Below are 19,610 nucleotides of genomic sequence, written 5' to 3' on the forward strand. Positions count from 1 at the left end.
TCAATACTCATACCGAATCAACCCATGAGTCAGCGAATGAACCGCGAACCCGATCAGCACCGCGATGATCGCCGGTAACAGTAGCCACCACACGCGTAATGGCAGGGCAGGCATAGGCTGCTTGTTCTGCACGAACGCCAGGCTCGTGGCGCAGGCGAAGAACGCCAGCAGCATCCCGGCCAGCACATCGGTCGGCCAGTGCACGCCCAGATACACCCGCGATACGCAGATCGATGCCGCAGGAATCACCCCCAACAGCAGCCAGGTCAAGCGCAGACGAACGGGCTGCCCGCGGCCTGCGAGCACCGCCAGCGTCATGAACAGTGCGAACGATGCTGACGCGTGTCCACTGGGCATGCTGTAGGTCGTCAGCGGCTCGGCCAGCACTTCGGGGCGAGCGCGGGCGAAGGTGTGCTTCATGCTCTGGTTAATGATCGCCGAGCCCAGGGTGGTCGAGCAGGCAAAGATCGCATGGCGCCATTGGCGGGTGATGATCAGCATGATCAACAGTACGGCGGCCGCGCAGAATTGCGTTCTGAAATCCCCCAGCCCGGTGACCAGTACCACGAAATTTTCCGCGGCTGCGCTGCGATGCTCCTGCACCAGCGTCATCACACCCTGATCCAGATGCGCCAGGTATGGCCAGCCCAGAAACACCGCAATTAACATGACCAGGCTGGTCAGCGCGATCAGCTTGGTGGCGTAACGCTTGGCCCGCACGCTGCTCTGAATCGCCACGCCCAACAATATCGCCAGCCCCGCGCCTACCGCCGCAGCCTCCGGCCAGAAACCTTCCGGCAATGGCAGACGAATTGCCGCCCCTGTCGCCCAGCCCGGCAGAATGTACGCCACCGACCAACCGGCCGCTGCAACAACGCTCACCGCAGCGAATCGCACGAAAGGCATGTCGAACATCCCGGCCACCATCGGCAGCATCGGGCGCAAGGGGCCGATGAAGCGACCTACCAGAAGGCTGGCGATGCCGTAACGCTGGAAATACGTTTCGGCACCGGCTATCCACTCCGGATGATGGCGAAGGCCCGGAAGCCGACGAATATTCTGGTGGAATCGTCGACCGAGGAAGTAGGAAACGAAATCCCCCAGTAATCCGCCGACGAAACCCAGCAGCAAGGCCTCACTCAGCGGCAGAATCCCGCTGCCTGCCAGCGCGGCAATGGCGAACAACGCGACCGTACCGGGAACGATGATGCCCGCAATGGCCAGGCATTCGACGAATGAAACCAGAAAAACCGCCGCGCCCAGCCATGAGGGGTTGGCACTCAGCCATGCGGTGATGCTTTCGAGCCATGAGCCCATGGGTCAATTTCCCTGCTCGATGATGAAATAATCGCGGCCTTCGGCTTGCCCGCGTCTGATCGGGTTCCGCGTGCAGTACCGCGCATAGGCTGCATCGACGAAGCGGTACATCAGCTCTTCGTCGCGTCCGGCGGGGATGCCCAGGCGGGTGGTCTGGATGATCTGCGCGGGACGCTGGCCCACGTCGTCGACAAAGATCTGCTCGTGGTCGAAGCGCTTGGCGTCCCACATTGGCACCTTCAGGCCCAGCGCCTTGCACAGCAGCGTCTGGCCGGCGCATAGCCGTTCGGGTGGGCGGATATTGCCGCTGGCGTCGGGGTTGTTGAGCAGCATCTGTGCCAGGCTGTTCTCGCCCGAGGTTGCATCGACCCACGGATACGCCGATTTGATCAGCACGGCGTTGCCCGGCCCACCTGCGCTGAAATTCAGCGAGTCACCGCCTCGGGCGTAATACATATAAATGTGACCGCCATCCAGAAACAAAGCCTTACGTTTTTCTGTATAGCCCAAGGAGGCGTGGCTGCCTTTTTCCTCGAGGTAATACGCTTCTGTCTCTATGATGCGCGCCGACAACCACAACTCGCCGACCTTGTGACGCACCACCTTTCCCAGCAGATCACGGGCAAGCGTCTGAGCGTCGCGATTGAAGAAACTGTCGGGCAGGGCGCGGTGGGCGTGATCGGGCATAAATAGGCAACATGGTGAGGTGGCAGGCGATGATAGCAATGTCGGGCTTAATTGCAGCTGAATGGCTTGAACGATCACACACCGACTGCAGGAGCCGGCTTGCTGGCGAACCGGTTGTGTCAGCCGCCATCAACATGTGCGACCCTCCGCATTCGTCAGCAAGCCGGCTCCTACAGTTGTTTCGAGGGTTTGAATTAGGGTTTCACCCAACAAATCCTGCTTATATCGACCATCCGCCTGTCGCCGCTGTCGTTCGGCCCGCCCGACAGCTATAATCGGCCGCTTTCCTCTCTGCCAAGACCTCTGAGACCATGACTGAGTCCGTTCTTGACTATATGACCCGCCTGGGTCGTGCCGCCCGCGAAGCTTCGCGCGTGATCGGCCGCGCCAGTACCGCGCAGAAAAACCGCGCGCTGACGGCCACCGCCAATGCGCTGGACGCTGCCCGCGACGAGCTGACAGCTGCCAACGAGCAGGACCTGGCCGCTGGCCGCGCCAATGGCCTCGAACCTGCCTTGCTCGAACGTCTGGCCCTGACCCCGGCTCGCATCGACAGCATGATCGCCGGTTTGCGTCAGGTCGCCAGTCTTGCGGACCCTATCGGCACTATCCGTGACATGAATTTCCAGCCTTCCGGCATTCAGGTCGGCAAGATGCGTGTGCCGTTGGGCGTGGTCGGCATCATCTACGAGTCGCGTCCGAACGTGACCATCGATGCCGCCAGTCTGTGCCTGAAATCCGGTAACGCGACCATCCTGCGCGGTGGTTCCGAGGCCATTCACTCCAACCGTGCCATCGCCGCCTGCATCCAGCGTGGGCTGGACGAGGCCGGTCTGCCTGCTGCCGTGGTGCAAGTAGTCGAAACCACTGACCGTGCCGCCGTTGGCGCGCTGATCACCATGCCCGAGTACGTTGACGTCATCGTTCCGCGCGGCGGCAAAGGTCTGATCGAGCGTGTGAGTCGCGACGCCAGGGTGCCGGTCATCAAGCATCTGGACGGTATCTGCCACGTCTATGTCAGTGCCCACGCCGATTTGGCTGCGGCGCAACGCATCGCCTTTAACGCCAAGACTTATCGCTACGGTATCTGTGGCGCCATGGAAACGCTGCTGGTGGATCAGGCGATCGCTATCGACTTCCTGCCGCAAATGGCTGCCCAGCTCCGCGAAAAAGGCGTTGAGCTGCGTGGTTGCGAGCGTACCCGCGAGCTGATCGATGCGATCCCTGCGACCGAAGAAGACTGGCACACCGAATACCTGGCGCCGATCCTCTCGATCCGAATTGTCACCGGTCTGGATCAGGCCATCGAGCACATCAACCATTACGGCTCGCATCACAGCGACGCCATCATCTCCGATTCCCAGTCTCAGACTCGCCGCTTCATGGCTGAAGTCGACTCCAGCTCGGTGATGATCAACGCACCGACCAGTTTCGCGGACGGTTTCGAATACGGTCTGGGTGCGGAAATCGGCATTTCCACAGATAAGATCCACGCCCGTGGCCCGGTAGGACTTGAAGGCCTGACCTGCGAGAAGTACATCGTCGTGGGTGACGGACACCAACTGCGCGGGCAGGGGCCAGCCTGACTTGGCCGACATTCGGCAGCACGCAGACAGTGATGCGAAAGCGGTAGCCGAGCCTGCCGGGGACGTGGCTTCTGTCCCGCGCGCGGCAAAACGTATAGGCATGCTGGGCGGGACGTTCGATCCCGTGCACATTGGCCATTTGCGCGGCGCGCTGGAAGTCGCCGCATTGCTTGAACTCGATGAGTTGCGCCTGACGCCCAGCGCTAGGCCGCCTCATCGCGACACACCCAGTGTTTCGGCGCAGGACCGTCTGGCGATGGTCCGCTGTGCCGTGCAAGGGGTGTCGCCATTGACGGTGGATGATCGCGAGTTGTTGCGCGACAAGCCGTCGTACACCATCGACACGCTGGTATCGATGCGCGCCGAACTCGCCGCCGATGACCAGCTGTTTTTGTTGCTGGGATGGGACGCCTTTTGCGGGCTGCCCACTTGGCATCGTTGGGAAGAGTTGCTGGAGCACTGCCATATCGTGGTGCTGCAACGCCCGGACGCCGACAGCGAGTCGCCGGACGCCATGCGTAACCTGCTGGCGGCGCGCGCGGTCAGCGATCCGAAGGCCCTCAAGGGCCCTGGCGGACACATTACATTCGTCTGGCAGACGCCGCTTTCGGTGTCTGCCACCCAGATCCGCCAACTGCTGGCCAGCGGGAAGTCGGTACGTTTTCTGGTGCCAGACGCAGTACTGGCCTATATCGAGGCGCACGGGCTGTACCGTGCGCCCAATTGAACTGAATGAGTTTTATATGACAAAGCAAAAAAACACCGTATCCGGCGAAGAGCTGGTTGAACTGACCAAGGCCGCGCTGGAAGACGTGAAGGCCCAGGATATCCTGGTCATCGACGTGAAAGACAAGCACAGCCTGACCGACTACATGGTGATCGCCACCGGTACCTCGAACCGTCAGATCAACGCCATGCTCGACAAGGTTCGCGAGAACGTCAAAGCCAAGGGCGCGCAACCCCTGGGCGAAGAAGGCAAAGGCGAAAGCGACTGGGTACTGCTGGATCTGGGCGATGTGATCGTGCACATGATGACCGCCGCTGCCCGCCAGTTCTACGACCTTGAGCGTTTGTGGCAAGGCGCCGAGCAGAGCCGTGCTGCCAGCGGCGCGCACCATACGCCGGGCAACGAATAAGGGCTCACTGTGCGTCTGCGTCTGATTGCTGTCGGTTCACGCATGCCCAAGTGGGTGGAAGAGGGTTGGCATGAGTATGCCAAGCGTCTGCCATCCGAGCTGGCGCTTGAACTGGTAGAGATTCCGCTCAACACCCGTGGCAAGAACGCCGACGTGGCGCGCCTGATCCGTCAGGAAGGCGAGGCCATGCTGGCCAAAGTGCAGCCGGGCGAGCGGATCGTCACCCTCGAAGTTCATGGCAAGCCGTGGAGCACCGAGCAACTGGCGGGAGAGCTCGATCGCTGGCGCCTTGATTCGCGCACCGTGAACCTGATGGTTGGCGGTCCGGAAGGGCTGGCGCCAGAGGTCTGTGCTCGTGCCGAGCAACGGTGGTCGTTGTCGCCGCTGACGTTGCCGCACCCGCTGGTGCGCATCCTCATCGGTGAACAGATTTATCGTGCCTGGACAGTGTTGTCCGGTCACCCTTATCACAAGTAGCGCCGCTGCCTTCACTGTGAACACGCCCTAAATGTCTCAGCCGATTCGCCTGAAAGATCACGAAAAGGACGCACGCCTGGTGCGCAGCCGAGTCGTGGTCGGCGCTGTGGCAGTCATCGTGCTGATCTGCGTGCTGGTGGCGCGGCTCTACTTCCTTCAGGTCATCCAGTACGACTATCACTCGACTCTGTCGGAAAATAATCGGGTGCATGTGCAGCCGATTCCGCCGAGTCGCGGGCTGATTTTCGACCGCAATGGCGTAGTGATCGCCGACAACCGTCCGAGTTTCAGCCTGAGTATGACCCGCGAGCGTTCCGGCGATTGGGCGCAGGTGCTCGACACCATCGTTGAGGTGCTGGAGCTGACCCCGGATGACCGGATCATCTTCGAAAAACGCATGAAGCAGGGACGCCGGCCGTTCGAGCCGGTACCGATCCTGTTCGAGTTGAACGAAGAGCAGATCGCTCGCATCGCGGTCAACCAGTTCCGCCTGCCGGGCGTCGAAGTGGTCGCGCAACTGGTTCGTCACTATCCGCAGGGCGAGCACTTCGCTCACTCGGTCGGCTACATGGGACGGATCAACGAGAAAGAGCTCAAAAGCCTGGACTCGGTCAATTACAGCGGCACCCATCACATGGGCAAGACCGGCATCGAACGCTTCTACGAGCCAGAGCTGCACGGTCAGGTTGGCTATGAAGAGGTCGAAACCAATGCCCGTGGCCGGGTGCTGCGGGTTCTGAAACGTACCGATCCAGTGCCAGGCAAGGACATCGTCCTGAGCTTGGACATCCAACTGCAGGAAGCTGCCGAAGCTGCGCTCGCCGGGCGTCGTGGCGCGGTCGTGGCGCTGGACCCGAACACCGGCGAAGTGCTGGCGATGGTCAGTCAGCCAAGCTTCGACCCGAATCTGTTCGTCACCGGCATCAGCTTCAAGGCGTATTCCGAGCTGCGTGATTCGGTGGACCGGCCGCTGTTCAATCGTATTCTGCGCGGCCTGTATCCGCCGGGCTCGACCATCAAGCCGGCCGTGGCCATCGCGGGCCTTGATTCGGGCGTAGTGACCGCCAGTACCCGGGTGTTCGATCCCGGCTACTACATGCTGCCGAACTACGATCACAAATACCGTAACTGGAACCGCACCGGCGACGGCTGGGTGGACCTGGACACGGCGATCATGCGTTCCAACGACACTTATTTCTACGATCTGGCGCACAAGGTGGGTATCGATCGGCTGTCTTCTTATCTGAACAAGTTCGGTATCGGGCAGAAGGTCTCGCTGGACATGTTCGAAGAGTCGCCGGGCCTGATGCCGTCTCGCGACTGGAAACGCATCACCCGCCGTCAGGCCTGGTTCCCGGGCGAGACATTGATCCTCGGGATCGGCCAGGGCTACATGCAGGCCACTCCGCTGCAACTGGCTCAGGCCACGGCGCTTGTGGCCAACAAGGGCAAATGGAACCGTCCACATCTGGCCAGGACGGTAGAGGGCCAGAAACCCGTGGATGAAAACCCCATGCCCGATATTGTCCTGCGCGACCCGTCTGACTGGGCCAAGGTCAACCATGGCATGCAACAGGTCATGCATGGTGCCCGCGGCACTGCGCGCAAGGCGGCGATCGGCGCTCAATACCGCATCGCGGGCAAGAGTGGTACCGCGCAAGTCGTCGCCATTCGCCAGGGCGAAAAATACGATCGCTCGAAAGTGCAGGAACGCCACCGCGACCACGCCTTGTTCGTGGGCTTCGCGCCGGCCGACAGCCCCAAGATCGTCGTTGCGGTGATGATCGAAAACGGTGAATCCGGTTCCGGTGCCGCGGCGCCTGTCGTGCGTCAGGTCATGGATGCCTGGCTACTGGACCCTCAGGGTCGTTTGAAACCCGAATACGCCAGCAATACACTGCCTCCGGAGACCGCGGCCCGTGAAGAGTAATTTCGACCGCATTCTCTCCAGCGAAGATGTGATGCGCCGTCGCGCCACTTTCCTGCAGAAAATCCATGTTGACGGTCCTCTGCTGATCCTGCTGCTGACCTTGGCCGCAGGCAGCCTGTTCGTTCTTTATTCGGCCAGCGGCAAGAGCTGGGATCTGCTGATCAAACAGGCCACCTCGTTTGGGATCGGGTTGGTATCGATGTTCGTCATTGCCCAGCTGGAGCCACGCTTCATGGCGCGCTGGGTGCCGATTGCCTACGTCCTCGGCGTGCTGTTGCTGGTGGCGGTGGACGTCATGGGCCACAACGCCATGGGGGCGACGCGCTGGATCAACATTCCGGGGGTTATCCGCTTCCAGCCTTCGGAATTCATGAAGATCATCATGCCGGCGACCATCGCCTGGTATCTGTCCAAGCGCACACTGCCGCCGCACCTGAAGCATGTGGCAGTGAGTCTCGGACTGATCGGTCTGCCGTTCATTCTGATCGTGCGCCAACCCGACCTCGGCACCTCGCTGCTGATTCTCGCTTCCGGGACCTTCGTGCTGTTCATGGCTGGCCTGCGCTGGCGCTGGATCATCGGCGTCATCGCGGCGGCGGTGCCGGTCGCGGTGGGGATGTGGTTCTTCTTCATGCACGACTATCAGAAGCAGCGAATCCTGACCTTCCTCGACCCGGAAAGCGACCCGCTGGGCACTGGCTGGAACATCATCCAGTCCAAGGCTGCGATCGGTTCTGGCGGCGTCTTCGGCAAGGGCTGGCTGCTGGGCACACAGTCGCACCTGGACTTTCTGCCAGAGAGCCATACCGACTTCATCATTGCGGTACTCGGCGAAGAGTTCGGTCTGGTAGGGATTTGCGCGCTGTTGCTGATTTATCTGCTGCTGATCGGTCGCGGGCTGATGATCACCGCTCAGGCGCAGACGCTGTACGGCAAGCTCCTCGCCGGCAGCCTGACCATGACGTTTTTTGTTTATGTTTTCGTCAATATCGGTATGGTCAGCGGGCTGCTGCCGGTGGTGGGGGTGCCCTTGCCCTTCATTAGCTACGGCGGAACTTCGCTGGTTACGCTGCTGTCAGCGTTTGGGGTTTTGATGTCGATCCATACCCATCGCAAGTGGATCGCTCAGGTTTGATTACAGTGAATAACCGGTCAGGTTTTAAGGTCAGGAACTCAATGCAAGTAGTGCGTGGCTGGGCTGCTCGATATGCGCCGCTGGTCGGTCTGATGGGCATCCTCGGCTCAGTGCAGGAGTCGCTTGCCGGTGACTATGAAGGCTCGCCTCAGGTTGCCCAGTTCGTCAGTGACATGACCCGTGACTACGGGTTTGCAGGCGAACAACTGATAGAGGTCTTTCGCAATGTTGAACGCAAACAGTCGATTCTGGATGCGATATCCCGGCCCGCCGAACGGGTGAAACCATGGAAGGATTACCGCCCGATGTTCCTCACCGATGCGCGGATCGCGAGGGGTGTGGATTTCTGGCGACAGCACGAAACAGCGCTGGCTCGCGCCGAACAAGAGTATGGTGTGCCCGCGCAAGTGATCGTCGCGATCATTGGTGTGGAAACATTTTTTGGTCGTAATACCGGAAATTATCGGGTAATCGATGCGTTATCGACGCTGAGTTTCGATTATCCTCCGCGCGCGGATTTCTTCCGCAAGGAACTGCGCGAGTTTTTGTTGCTTGCCCGTGAAGAGCAGGTCGACCCGCTGACGCTCAAAGGCTCGTATGCCGGGGCGATGGGGTTGCCGCAGTTCATGCCGAGCAGCTTTCGCAACTATGCAGTGGATTTCGACGGTGACGGTCACATCAACATCTGGAACGACCCGGATGATGCGATCGGCAGCGTTGCCAGCTATTTCAAGCGTCATGGCTGGGTCGCGGGTGAGCCTGTGGTCAGCCGGGCAAGCGTGCGTGGCGACCTTTTCGAAGGTGGTTTGAGCCCGGGAATCGAGCCGGTGAAGACCGTCGGGGAGTTGCGAGCCTTGGGGTGGGCGAGTCATGATGCGCTGCGCGATGATATGCCGGTCACGGCTTTTCGTCTGGAAGGCGACAATGGCCCTGAATACTGGATGGGTTTGAAGAATTTTTACGCAATCACGCGTTACAACCGCAGCGTGATGTACGCCATGGCCGTGCATCAGCTGTCTGAACTGCTTGTTCAAGCTCGGGGCGTCAAGTAATGCGGTCATTGCCGATCAAACAACCATTGAAGCTGATGGCCTTCGCCGCGCTGACATTGCTGGTCGTCAGTTGCTCCACCAGTCGACCGACGCAGCAGGGCAACATCATCCGCGCGCAACCGGGGCTGGACATCAATCGGGCGCATAAAGATGGCGCGCCGTGGTGGGACGTCGACGTCTCGCGCATCCCCGATGCGGTCCCAACTCTGCATACCGGCCCTTACAAGGCCAACCCGTACACCGTGTTGGGCAAGACCTACTTCCCGCTCAGCGATTCCAGCAGCTACGTTCAGACGGGCACGGCATCCTGGTACGGCACCAAGTTTCACGGTCAGAACACCGCCAACGGCGAAGTATATGACCTGTACGGCATGAGCGCGGCGCACAAGACGCTGCCGCTGCCGAGTTACGTACGGGTGACCAACCTGGACAACAACCGCACCGTGATCCTGCGGGTCAACGACCGCGGGCCGTTCTATTCCGATCGCATCATCGATTTGTCCTACGCGGCCGCGAAAAAGCTCGGATATGCCGAAACGGGCACTGCGCGGGTGAAGGTCGAGGGCATCGACCCTGCGCAATACTGGGCGCAACGCGGCAAGCCGGCGCCGTTGATGCTCGATCAGCCGCAAGTGGCCAGTAACCCGCCGCCTCGTCAGCCGGTTGCGGCAGCGCCGGTGATCACGGCGTCGGCAGGCACCATCGAGCAATGGACGCCGCCACCGCAACAACACGCCGCGCCGGTTTCGCCGGTTCCGATCGACGCAAAAAAAAACGCTTCCGGACAAGTGTCTGGGCTGTTTCTCCAGGTGGGAGCCTTCGCCAACCCGGACGCTGCGGAACTCCTGAGGTCGAAACTGAGCGGGATGGTTCGGGCACCGGTTTTCGTCAGTTCGATAGCGCGCAATCAACAGACGCTCTATCGCGTGCGACTGGGGCCGGTCGACACGCCGGGTGAAGCCCAGCAACTGCAGAACAGCGTAAGGTCGGCCAATCTGGGGTCGCCAAGCGTCGTTACATCGGATCAATAAAGTCCGATCAGTACCCAATTAATGGTTCGAACTTCGTCAGCGAGGTCGAATCGAATTTGCCTGGCAGACGACTTGCCACCAGAGCAAGCGTTGGCAGCAGCTTTTCTCGGGGGCATCTGTAGAATGTGACCCCGTTCGCCAGGGTAGCCTGGCATTACCGCTTTGCCCGCGAGGGCATGTTTGCCCATTAGCATTTTCGAGAGACGGATGAACATCACCACCTTTGCAAAACGCCTTTGCCTGCTTATCCCGCTATTCACCGCGCCTGCCGTGTTCGCGGCAGAACAGATGACGCCATCGCCACCGCAATTGGCTGCCAAGGCTTACGTGCTGATGGACGCCAACAGCGGCAACGTTCTGGTCGAAAACAACGGTGACCAGCGCTTGCCTCCGGCCAGTCTGACCAAGCTGATGACGGCTTACATCGCCACTCTGGAAATCCGTCGTGGTCAGATCGGCGAGAACGATCCGGTGACCGTCAGTGAGAATGCCTGGCGCACCGGCGGCTCGCGGATGTTCATCAAGGTCGGCAGCCAGGTGACCGTCAGCGATCTGCTGCACGGCATCATCATTCAGTCGGGTAACGACGCCAGCGTTGCGCTTTCCGAGCACATTGCCGGCAGCGAAGACGCATTCGCAGACATGATGAACAAGACCGCTGGCGACCTGGGCATGGTCAACAGCCACTTCATGAACCCCACCGGTCTGCCGAACCCTGATCACTATGCCACCGCCCACGACATGGCGATTCTGGCGCGCGCGATCATCCACGAAGACCCGGCTCACTACGCGATCTATTCGCAGAAAGAATTCTTCTGGAACGGCATCAAGCAACCTAACCGTAACCTGCTGCTGTGGCGCGACAAGACCGTCGACGGTCTGAAAACCGGTCACACCGAAGAAGCCGGCTACTGCATGGTGTCCTCGGCCGTTCGTGATGGCATGCGTCTGATCGCCGTGGTATTCGGTACTAACAGCGAGCAGGCCCGCGCCGCCGAGACCCAGAAACTGCTGACCTATGGTTTCCGTTTCTTTGAGACTCAGACCTTCTATCAGAAGGGCACTGAACTGGCCCAAGCGCCTGTCTGGAAAGGCACCGAGCGTCAGGTCAAGGCCGGTCTGGCCGAGGACCTGTCCATGACCATGCCTAAAGGCGAGATCAAGAAGCTCACCGCCAGCATGACCATCAACCCGAAACTGGTTGCGCCAATCGCCAAGGGCGACGTGATCGGTCAGGTTGACGTGAAGTTGGACGACAAAGTCGTGCGCACCGCTAATCTCATCGCCATGGACGCCGTTGAAGAAGGTGGTATCTTCCGCCGCCTGTGGGACAGCGTTCGCATGTTCTTCTACAGTCTGTTCAACTGATCACATATTGATCACTGACTGACTGTTGCTCCGTACGCCCCCGCCGCTGATCGCGGTGGGGGACTGTCCGTTTTCCGGCTTACGAGGCCGTTACTGCCATGACAGATTCCGAAGTTAAAGCACCAAAAATCGAATTCCCTTGCGCCGACTACCCGATCAAGATCATCGGCGACACCGGCGTGGGCTTTACAGACACAGTCATTGAGATCGTCAAGAAACACGCGACGATCCTTCCTGAGAAGCAGGCTGAGCGCCAGAGCAGCAACGGCAAGTACACCACGTTGCAGCTGCATATCGTCGCCACCGGGCAAGACCAGCTTTACGACATCAACAGCGAGCTGCGCGCCACGGGCAAAGTGCACATGGTGCTGTGATGGGCGAGCGTCTGGGCTTTCGCGATCTCGGATTGATCGATTACCAGCCCACCTGGCAGGCCATGCAACGCTTCACGGACGGCCGCGGCCGTGACACGCCCGATGAGGTGTGGCTGGTCCAGCACCCTGCGGTTTTTACCCAGGGGCAGTCCGGAAAACCCGAACATCTGCTACTTCCGGGTGATATTCCGGTGGTACAGGTCGATCGCGGTGGCCAAGTGACTTATCATGGCCCCGGTCAACTGGTGGCGTATCTGCTGCTGGACGTGCGTCGCCTGGGTTTCGGCGTGCGCGAACTGGTGACCCGGATCGAGCACAGCCTGATCGATCTGCTGGCCAGTTACGGTGTGACGGCAGCCGCCAAACCTGAAGCGCCGGGGGTCTATGTCGAGGGCGCGAAGATCGCTTCTCTGGGCCTTCGTATCCGCCACGGCTGTTCGTTTCATGGACTGGCGCTGAACGTCGACATGGATCTGGACCCGTTTAAACGGATTAATCCCTGCGGGTATGCGGGGCTGGCAATGACCCAGCTGCGTGAACAGGCAGGCCCGATTGAATTTGCCGAGGTAAGTGCCCGGCTGCGTGCGCAGCTCGTCAAACACCTCGACTACGCTGAGCAGACGACCCTAACGGGCGGAATCGACTGATATGACTACTGCGCATGAGACGGCAGACGCCGTGCAAACCCTGATCCCGACAGTGAACGTTGTCACACCCGAGCGTGCGGCGCGTCCAAAAGTAGAGGCCGGCGTGAAGCTGCGCGGCGCGGAAAAAGTTGCGCGCATCCCGGTAAAAATAATCCCAACGGTGGAACTGCCGAAGAAGCCGGACTGGATTCGCGTCCGTATCCCGGTTTCGCCCGAGGTCGACCGCATCAAAGCCCTGCTGCGCAAGCACAAGCTGCACAGCGTCTGCGAAGAAGCGTCCTGCCCGAACCTGGGCGAATGCTTCTCCGGTGGCACCGCGACCTTCATGATCATGGGCGACATCTGTACCCGCCGTTGCCCATTCTGCGACGTTGGTCATGGCCGTCCGAAAGCGCTGGATGTGGACGAGCCGAAGAACCTGGCCGTCGCCATCGCTGACCTCAAGCTCAAGTATGTGGTGATCACTTCGGTTGACCGCGATGACCTGCGCGACGGCGGTGCTCAGCATTTCGCCGACTGCATCCGCGAAATCCGCGCGCTGTCGCCGAATGTGCAGTTGGAGACGCTGGTCCCGGACTACCGTGGCCGCATGGACATTGCGCTGGAAATTACTGCTGCCACGCCACCGGATGTGTTCAACCACAACCTGGAAACCGTGCCGCGCCTGTATAAGGCCGCGCGTCCTGGCTCCGATTACCAGTGGTCACTGACCCTGCTGCAGCGCTTCAAGGAAATGGTGCCTCACGTGCCGACCAAATCCGGCCTGATGCTGGGTCTGGGCGAGACCGACGAGGAAGTCATCGAGGTAATGCAGCGCATGCGCGAGCACAACATCGACATGCTGACTCTGGGCCAGTACCTGCAACCTTCCCGCAGCCACTTGCCGGTTCAGCGCTTCGTGCATCCTGACACCTTCGCCTGGTTCGCCGAGGAAGGTTACAAGATGGGCTTCAAGAACGTCGCGTCGGGCCCGCTGGTGCGTTCCTCGTACCACGCCGACGAACAGGCCAAGCTGACCAAGTCGTTGTTGACTACGGGCTGATTTTTCGCCGTATTGCACGCAGTAAAAGGGCCGGATATCGCTATCCGGCCTTTTTTATTGGGTATCCGCTTGGCGCATTGTTGTAGGAGCCGGCTTGCTGGCGAAGGCGTTGTATCAGACCACTGATCGGTCACTGACCACCGCTTTTGCCAGCAAGCGGACTCCTACAAAGAAATGGGCAGGCCATTGGCTACGGCTTACGCAAACTCTCCAACAACTCCTGCGTCGGATAACCATCTGCTGGCCAACCGAGCGATTGCTGTGCGCTGCGAATGGCCTTGCGCGTATTAGCGCCGATGATCCCGTCCGGCGCGCCGGCGTCGTATTGACGGGCCGAGAGCAGCGTCTGCAATTCAACACGCTCAGAGCGGCTCAGAGGGAGGTCACCGCGTGGCCACTGGCCAAGCACATAGCCACCGCCCGTGAAGCGCTCCGACAGCAAGCCAATGCCCAGCGCGTAAGACGACGAGTTGTTGTACTTCAGGATTGCCCGGAAGTTATCCATCACCAGAAACGCCGGGCCTTTGTAACCCGCTGGCAACAACAGCGCCGCCTGCTGTTGCAGCAGATTGGCTGGGAGCGCTGAGCCATTGGGCAAACTCAGGCCTAGTTGCTGCCATTCGGCAATAGTCTTGCGCGTCGAGGAATCGGCCATTGCGTAATCGAAGCCCTGGCGCAATTGCACCTCAAAGCCCCAAGGCTGGCCTTTCTGCCAGCCCGAGCTTTGCAGGTAATGCGCGGTCGAGGCCAAGGCATCGAGTGGCGAGTTCCAGATATCGCGGCGGCCATCCCCGTCGAAGTCCACGGCATGGGTGTTGTAAGTGGTGGGAATGAATTGCGTCTGTCCCATTGCCCCGGCCCACGAGCCCAACATGCTCGGCGCGTCTATATCGCCATGCTGAATGATCTGCAGCGCGGCGATCAGTTGATCCTGCGCGAACTGAGGGCGGCGGCCTTCATACGCCAGCGTCGCGAGCGAGCGAATGACCGACTGCGTGCCCTGGAACTGACCGAAGCTGCTCTCCATGCCCCATACGGCAATCAACGCCTGACGATCAACCCCGTAGCGTTGCTCGATCTGGGTCAGCGTATCGGCATATTGCGCCAGCAATGCCTGACCCTTGCGAACGCGCACGGCGGACATCGCGCTGTCGAGGTATTCCCAGACCGGACGGGTGAATTCGGGTTGGCTACGGTCGGCCTTGACCACACTCATGTCCGGCGTCACGCCTGCAAAGGCCGTGTCGAAGACATCAGGGCGAATACCTGCGCTCAGCGCTTGCGCGCGGAACATGGTCTGCCATTCGGCAAACGTCATCGCCGGCTGGATTTCGAAGTTGGAATCGTCGGGCTCGGCGACAGCGCTGGACGGTGCCGGCGCGGCTTTCGCGACATTCAGAGGGGCGGCTTGGAGCGGAGTGGCGATGGCGGCGGTAGGTTGCTCCGCACAGGCAACCAGAGCGAACAGGCTGGAGGTGGCGATCAGCTGGCGGACGTGCCGGCCACGGGGAAAGCTAAAGGGCATTCTGGGGTCCACAGGGATAAATCGTAAGGTGCAGACCTTAACATGCGATGAGCCGCGAAGGCTGCAACGGAGGTAACTGGAAATTGCTCCCCGAGAATTAAACAGCGCCGATTTATCGCCAAACGTTCTCACCTACTGTCATTTCTGACAGTTGTGCCACTGGGCCGGCGGCGACACATTAACCGGGGCTGCGAACGATCCTTCAGGGAAGAGGTTTCAAATGAAAAAGCTACTCATAGCGCTCGTCATGGGGTTTCTGGCTGGCTGCTCATCCAGCAGTTCTACAGGGCCGAAAAATGTGAATGTGGATAACTCCATATCGACAACGAGCGGAGTTTCCACTGCTGCGGTTGATACGGGAGATCAAGTTGCGAGCAATCTGGAGAAGCGATATCGCGATACTCGGAATGACTGCGGAGCAGCTTCCAAGCCGGCATTTTTGTGCAGCGGTCTGATTCTTCGCGGAGGAATGCCTTCTACCGAGTTCGATATCTGGAACCCGAGTCCCATATCGCAGAAAAACGGAGGCGTCTCGTTTTCCTTCGTGCGTTCGGATTACAAGATGAAACGGCTGGCATATACCTACGATAGCGGTTTCATCTTTTATCCAATCCTCAGCACTCCGCAGGGAAAAGAGCTTATCGAGATACTGTGTTTCTTTCCCGTGGACGGATCTTCCAATGCGCGGCCTAACGGCGGCTGTGATGAGCACCCAAATTATCCGGTAATCAGCAAAAGCTGCGAACTGCAGAGCCCGGTCATCGACACCGCGGCGAAATGGGTCGCCAAATATCGCGCGGACGGAGCGGCCGGTAGAAGTAGGGCCGAGGCAATGTGCTCATTCAATGTCCGGGATTCCGTAAACAACGCTGCCGCCGGACGATTTCTGGAGGGCATGCGCGGTGGGCGCTTGATTTCCCCTGATGCCTTCAACACCCCTAACGACATGAAGCTAAAAGCCTGGGCTCAGAACATCCCGGAACGGCTGCCGATAGAAGCATTTTTCTATACCAAGTCGACGGGGCTTGCGGGCGCCCAGTTGTATCAGCGGCGCTTCCGGCAACTGACCGGCACAACCATTCCGATCATTTATATTCCGCTGCCTCAAACGTTGGAACAGTCGGCCACGTTTACCTACAAACCCGAAGATCAAACTCTGTGACAGGCGTGAGCGGAACAACGTACCTATCGGATAACTGCCCGTGAAAAGTTTCATGCCGCCATAACGGAAGAAGCCTCCCAGTTTTTCGACTGGAAGGCTTCGCGGCGGTAGCTGCCTTTGCCCTTGGCGGGTTGTTCCTGACGGCTGCGGAACAGTGGCTGGGCGACGATGGATTTGGCCTTGTTCGGCCGCTTTTGGGCTTTGCTCATGGCAGTTTCTCTCGGTTGGTTGTAAAGCGGCTGGAATGATCGGGCAGATGAGCGCGTACGTCTAATTGATCCCTGCTATCGCAGGTCTTTGTAGCCGATTGCTCGGCCCCGGAGCTCACGCCGGATCGCACTTGTTCGGTCTGTAAAACTGATGGATATGTACAACATCATTTAAAGCAATGGAGGCTAAATGAACACTCAAAAAATGCTAGGGATCATGCTCGTTCTTTCGCTGCTGGGCTGCAGTCACGATGACGTCCAGGTTACCGAATCCCACCCCCCGGCCGTTGCTGCGTCCGCTATGCCCCAGGCAGCGTCGAGCTCTGGCCCAGCCGTAGCGCGGGCATTGGAGGCACGTTATGCCGATAGACGAATGAATTGCGGGAAGGACTCGATGCCAGCGTTCCTTTGTTCCGGCATCATCCTGCGAGGGACACGCCCATCGACCGAATATGATGCCTGGAACCCAAGCCCCACCGCAGTCAGAGTGGGCGGCGTGTCGTTCTCGTATTTACGCTCGGATTATAATTTCAGGCGTTTGGCTTTCACATATAACAATGGTTTTATTCTCACGCCGTTCTTGAGCGCAGCTCCAGAGAAGTACCACATGCAAGTGCTGTGTTTCTTTCCTGTGGATGGGGCTTCGGATAATCGCTCGGATTTCGGTTGCGGGCCTAACACGGTTTATCCAGTAGAAAGTCAGCCCTGCGACCGCCAAGGAATTACCACAGGTGAGCAATACCGCGACCATTTCAACAGGCGTCCGGATAGCTACGAGTGGCGGTGTGGTTTTAATGTCCAGGACTCTGCCAACAATGCTGCAGGTCCCGCCTTTTATCAGGGGATGCGAGGGGGACGTATGGTGGCTCCCTATTCGTTCGAAATACCCAATGACTTGAAGCACGCAGTGTGGCCTCAGAACATCCCGGCCCAGCTGCCTATCGAGGCTTTCTTCTATACCCAGTCGGGGGGGCGTGCCGGCGCTCAATATGATCAGAAGCGTTTCTATGAGCTGACTCGGATTCCCCTGCCTGTCATTTCCGTGCAATTACCGACGGTCGTCACAGGTACTGCGACATTTCAGTACCTGCCTGCCGATCAGGCAATTACGGTTCCTTAGGGGGGCGGGAATTCAAGCGGGCATAACACGAGCGCCTTTCAGACTTCGACTGAAAGGCTTTCCCGCATTAAATGCCTTCGTTTGAAATTATTCCGACGGCAACGCGAGTCGCTGTCCCGCCATCAGCAGGGACAACCGGCTCAGGCTGTTCCAGACCGAGCCTTCGGCCTGACCCTTGATCTGCGCGTCGATGTGTTGAGCATCCATAAGCAATTGGCCCCAGCGGCGGGCGGAATGCCGTTGCAGGGCTTTACTCATCAGCGGTTTGCGCTTGTCCCATATCGGCGGGCGGGCTTGGCTGAACGCTTTGTCCAGCGGCACGCCCTGGCTGTATTGCAATGCCAGGTTGGCCAGCACGCGCAACTCTCGTGACAGTGCCCAGAGGATCACAGGCGGCTCGACACCTTCGCCGCGCAGGCCTTCGAGCATGCGCAATGCGTGGGAGGCTTCGCCGTTGAGGATGGCGTCGGTCAGACCGAAGACATCGAAGCGCGCGCTGTCGGCCACGGCCGCCTGCACGGTTTCGACCGTGATCTGCCCCTGTTCGGCCATCAGCTTGAGCTTTTCGATTTCCTGAGCGGCGGCGAGCAAGTTGCCCTCCACACGAGCGGCGATCAGTTCGACGGCATCAGGGCTGGCTGCAAGCCCTGATTGCGCCAGGCGCTGACGAATCCATTGCGGCAGTTGACTGGCATCTACGGGCCAGATCTGCACGAACTGCGTTTGTGCACCCTCGACCAGCGCCTTGCCCCACTTGGTCTTCTGCGCAGCGCCGTCGAGCTTGGGCAGGCTGATCAGCAATAAGGTGTCTTCGGCTGGGCGGCTGCAATATTCGAGCAGCGCGGCAGCGCCCTTATCTCCAGGCTTGCCCGACGGAAGGCGTAATTCCAGTAGGCGGCGTTCGGCGAACAACGACATGCTGGCGCCGGCCTGCAGCAGGGAGCCCCAATCGAAACTTGCGTCGGCACTGAACACCTGGCGTTCGTCGAAACCCTGCTGCCGGGCCGCCGCACGAATGGCATCGCAGGCTTCCTGGCATTGCAGTGGATCATCGCCACTGACGATGTAGACAGGCGACAACGCACCTTGAAGGTGTTTGGAGAGTTGGGCAGGAGCGAGTTTCATCGGTCAGAAAAGATCAGGGCCGGCGAACCGGCCCCGATGCCATCACTTGGACGGGATTTCGATCGGAGACTGCTGTGGCGTCTCGTCGCGAACACGTTGAGCAGCGGCTTCTGCATCGGCCTGCGCACGGGCAGCGTCGTCAGCCTTGGCTTGCAGCTCGTCCAGGCGTTCCGGGCTCAGCTGTTGCAGGCGGGCGACCATTTTCTGTACCAGATCACTGCGCATTTCCTTGCGGATCTGCTCGGCTTCCTGGTCCGAACCGATCAGGTTGTTGCCGTCATGCACGAAGACTTTTGTCGATTGCACGTTGTCGTCCAGCAGCAGGACGTCCTTGGAGCCGTGGATCTCGTATCTCAAGACGGTGGTCAGCTCATACTCAGCCGAGCGGCCGGAACCTGCGTAGCTGGCGGTGCGCTGGCTTTCATCTTCGCGGGCCAGGAACAGCTTGTACTGGGCCCCGGTATAGACGTGAACGCCACTGTTGGTCAGGGTCTGACGCAATTGAGTGACAACGTCGCCGTAGGCATCACGAGCGCTGACGTCCAGTTCCTTGATCGACAAGGCATTGGTGCCAGTGCCGCGCAGCTGGAAACCGCAGGCGCTCAGCAACACCGCGAGGCCCATTACCAGCAGATTGCGTTTGATCATCTTGTTGTTCCCCTTGAATCCGTTTGAGCCCGAAGTGCG

The 19,610-nt window shown here is 59.7% G+C and carries 20 protein-coding genes; 14 read left to right on the forward strand and 6 right to left on the reverse strand.

Annotation, left to right across the window (positions count from 1 at the left end):
• Positions 1-1,317 carry a bifunctional DedA family/phosphatase PAP2 family protein gene (locus ACRER8_RS22710; protein ID WP_431748432.1) on the reverse strand — a complete coding sequence of 439 codons (1,317 nt, stop codon included), beginning with the start codon at positions 1,315-1,317 and terminating at the stop codon, positions 1-3.
• A gap of 3 nt (positions 1,318-1,320) precedes the next feature.
• Positions 1,321-2,004 carry a DNA-3-methyladenine glycosylase gene (locus ACRER8_RS22715; protein WP_431748433.1) on the reverse strand — a complete coding sequence of 228 codons (684 nt, stop codon included), beginning with the start codon at positions 2,002-2,004 and terminating at the stop codon, positions 1,321-1,323.
• Positions 2,005-2,315: 311 nt separating this feature from the next.
• On the opposite strand from ACRER8_RS22715, the gene ACRER8_RS22720 reads away from it, so the two are divergent.
• The 12 genes from ACRER8_RS22720 to lipA all read left to right on the forward strand — a co-directional run bounded on the left by ACRER8_RS22720 (position 2,316) and on the right by lipA (position 13,782).
• Positions 2,316-3,590: a glutamate-5-semialdehyde dehydrogenase gene (locus tag ACRER8_RS22720; RefSeq protein ID WP_431748434.1), complete on the forward strand. Its 1,275-nt coding sequence runs from the start codon at positions 2,316-2,318 to the stop codon at positions 3,588-3,590.
• A 64-nt stretch (positions 3,591-3,654) separates the two neighbouring features.
• The gene (nadD, locus tag ACRER8_RS22725) at positions 3,655-4,317 is read left to right on the forward strand and encodes a nicotinate-nucleotide adenylyltransferase (RefSeq protein WP_431748458.1); all 663 of its coding nucleotides are present in this window, start codon (positions 3,655-3,657) and stop codon (positions 4,315-4,317) included.
• Positions 4,318-4,333: 16 nt separating this feature from the next.
• A complete protein-coding gene (gene rsfS / locus ACRER8_RS22730) occupies positions 4,334-4,726 on the forward strand; it encodes a ribosome silencing factor (RefSeq protein ID WP_110947852.1) in 393 nt (130 codons plus the stop codon).
• A 9-nt stretch (positions 4,727-4,735) separates the two neighbouring features.
• Positions 4,736-5,203 carry a 23S rRNA (pseudouridine(1915)-N(3))-methyltransferase RlmH gene (gene rlmH, locus ACRER8_RS22735; protein ID WP_037017961.1) on the forward strand — a complete coding sequence of 156 codons (468 nt, stop codon included), beginning with the start codon at positions 4,736-4,738 and terminating at the stop codon, positions 5,201-5,203.
• 31 nt (positions 5,204-5,234) lie between these two features.
• Complete coding sequence (mrdA, locus tag ACRER8_RS22740) at positions 5,235-7,133, forward strand: penicillin-binding protein 2 (RefSeq protein ID WP_431748435.1); 1,899 nt, start codon at positions 5,235-5,237, stop codon at positions 7,131-7,133.
• 31 nt (positions 7,134-7,164) lie between these two features.
• On the forward strand, positions 7,165-8,268 hold the full coding sequence (gene rodA, locus ACRER8_RS22745) for a rod shape-determining protein RodA (RefSeq protein ID WP_431748459.1): 1,104 nt from the start codon (positions 7,165-7,167) through the stop codon (positions 8,266-8,268).
• A gap of 41 nt (positions 8,269-8,309) precedes the next feature.
• Complete coding sequence (gene mltB / locus ACRER8_RS22750; RefSeq protein ID WP_431748436.1) at positions 8,310-9,320, forward strand: lytic murein transglycosylase B; 1,011 nt, start codon at positions 8,310-8,312, stop codon at positions 9,318-9,320.
• Complete coding sequence (locus ACRER8_RS22755) at positions 9,320-10,351, forward strand: septal ring lytic transglycosylase RlpA family protein (protein WP_431748437.1); 1,032 nt, start codon at positions 9,320-9,322, stop codon at positions 10,349-10,351. Before mltB ends, ACRER8_RS22755 begins: the two co-directional genes overlap by 1 nt.
• A 207-nt stretch (positions 10,352-10,558) precedes the next feature.
• Positions 10,559-11,719, forward strand: a complete 1,161-nt coding sequence (locus ACRER8_RS22760; protein WP_431748438.1) for a D-alanyl-D-alanine carboxypeptidase family protein — start codon at positions 10,559-10,561, stop codon at positions 11,717-11,719.
• 98 nt (positions 11,720-11,817) lie between these two features.
• Positions 11,818-12,093, forward strand: coding sequence for a DUF493 domain-containing protein (locus ACRER8_RS22765; protein WP_431748439.1), 276 nt, complete (start codon positions 11,818-11,820; stop codon positions 12,091-12,093).
• Complete coding sequence (lipB, locus tag ACRER8_RS22770; RefSeq protein ID WP_431748440.1) at positions 12,093-12,740, forward strand: lipoyl(octanoyl) transferase LipB; 648 nt, start codon at positions 12,093-12,095, stop codon at positions 12,738-12,740. Before ACRER8_RS22765 ends, lipB begins: the two co-directional genes overlap by 1 nt.
• Position 12,741: 1 nt before the next feature.
• Complete coding sequence (lipA, locus tag ACRER8_RS22775; protein WP_431748441.1) at positions 12,742-13,782, forward strand: lipoyl synthase; 1,041 nt, start codon at positions 12,742-12,744, stop codon at positions 13,780-13,782.
• A gap of 190 nt (positions 13,783-13,972) precedes the next feature.
• On the opposite strand, the gene ACRER8_RS22780 is transcribed toward lipA, so the two are convergent.
• Entirely contained in the window at positions 13,973-15,307 is a 1,335-nt protein-coding gene (locus ACRER8_RS22780) for a lytic murein transglycosylase (protein ID WP_431748442.1), read from the reverse strand.
• A gap of 220 nt (positions 15,308-15,527) precedes the next feature.
• Here ACRER8_RS22780 and ACRER8_RS22785 point away from each other — a divergent pair, with 220 nt between their 5' ends.
• On the forward strand, positions 15,528-16,469 hold the full coding sequence (locus ACRER8_RS22785) for a halovibrin HvnA (RefSeq protein WP_431748443.1): 942 nt from the start codon (positions 15,528-15,530) through the stop codon (positions 16,467-16,469).
• Between the two features lie 50 nt (positions 16,470-16,519).
• On the opposite strand, the gene arfA is transcribed toward ACRER8_RS22785, so the two are convergent.
• Complete coding sequence (gene arfA / locus ACRER8_RS22790) at positions 16,520-16,678, reverse strand: alternative ribosome rescue factor ArfA (protein WP_431748444.1); 159 nt, start codon at positions 16,676-16,678, stop codon at positions 16,520-16,522.
• Between the two features lie 190 nt (positions 16,679-16,868).
• Here arfA and ACRER8_RS22795 point away from each other — a divergent pair, with 190 nt between their 5' ends.
• Entirely contained in the window at positions 16,869-17,798 is a 930-nt protein-coding gene (locus tag ACRER8_RS22795; protein ID WP_431748445.1) for a halovibrin HvnA, read from the forward strand.
• 87 nt (positions 17,799-17,885) lie between these two features.
• On the opposite strand, the gene holA is transcribed toward ACRER8_RS22795, so the two are convergent.
• Both holA and lptE read right to left on the reverse strand, forming a co-directional pair.
• Positions 17,886-18,923, reverse strand: coding sequence for a DNA polymerase III subunit delta (holA, locus tag ACRER8_RS22800; protein ID WP_431748446.1), 1,038 nt, complete (start codon positions 18,921-18,923; stop codon positions 17,886-17,888).
• Positions 18,924-18,965: 42 nt separating this feature from the next.
• Entirely contained in the window at positions 18,966-19,571 is a 606-nt protein-coding gene (gene lptE / locus ACRER8_RS22805; RefSeq protein ID WP_431748447.1) for an LPS assembly lipoprotein LptE, read from the reverse strand.
• Positions 19,572-19,610: the final 39 nt, after the last annotated feature.

Origin of the sequence: Pseudomonas sp. (assembly GCF_050739935.1) — a bacterium.
Classification (GTDB): Bacteria; Pseudomonadota; Gammaproteobacteria; order Pseudomonadales; family Pseudomonadaceae; genus Aquipseudomonas.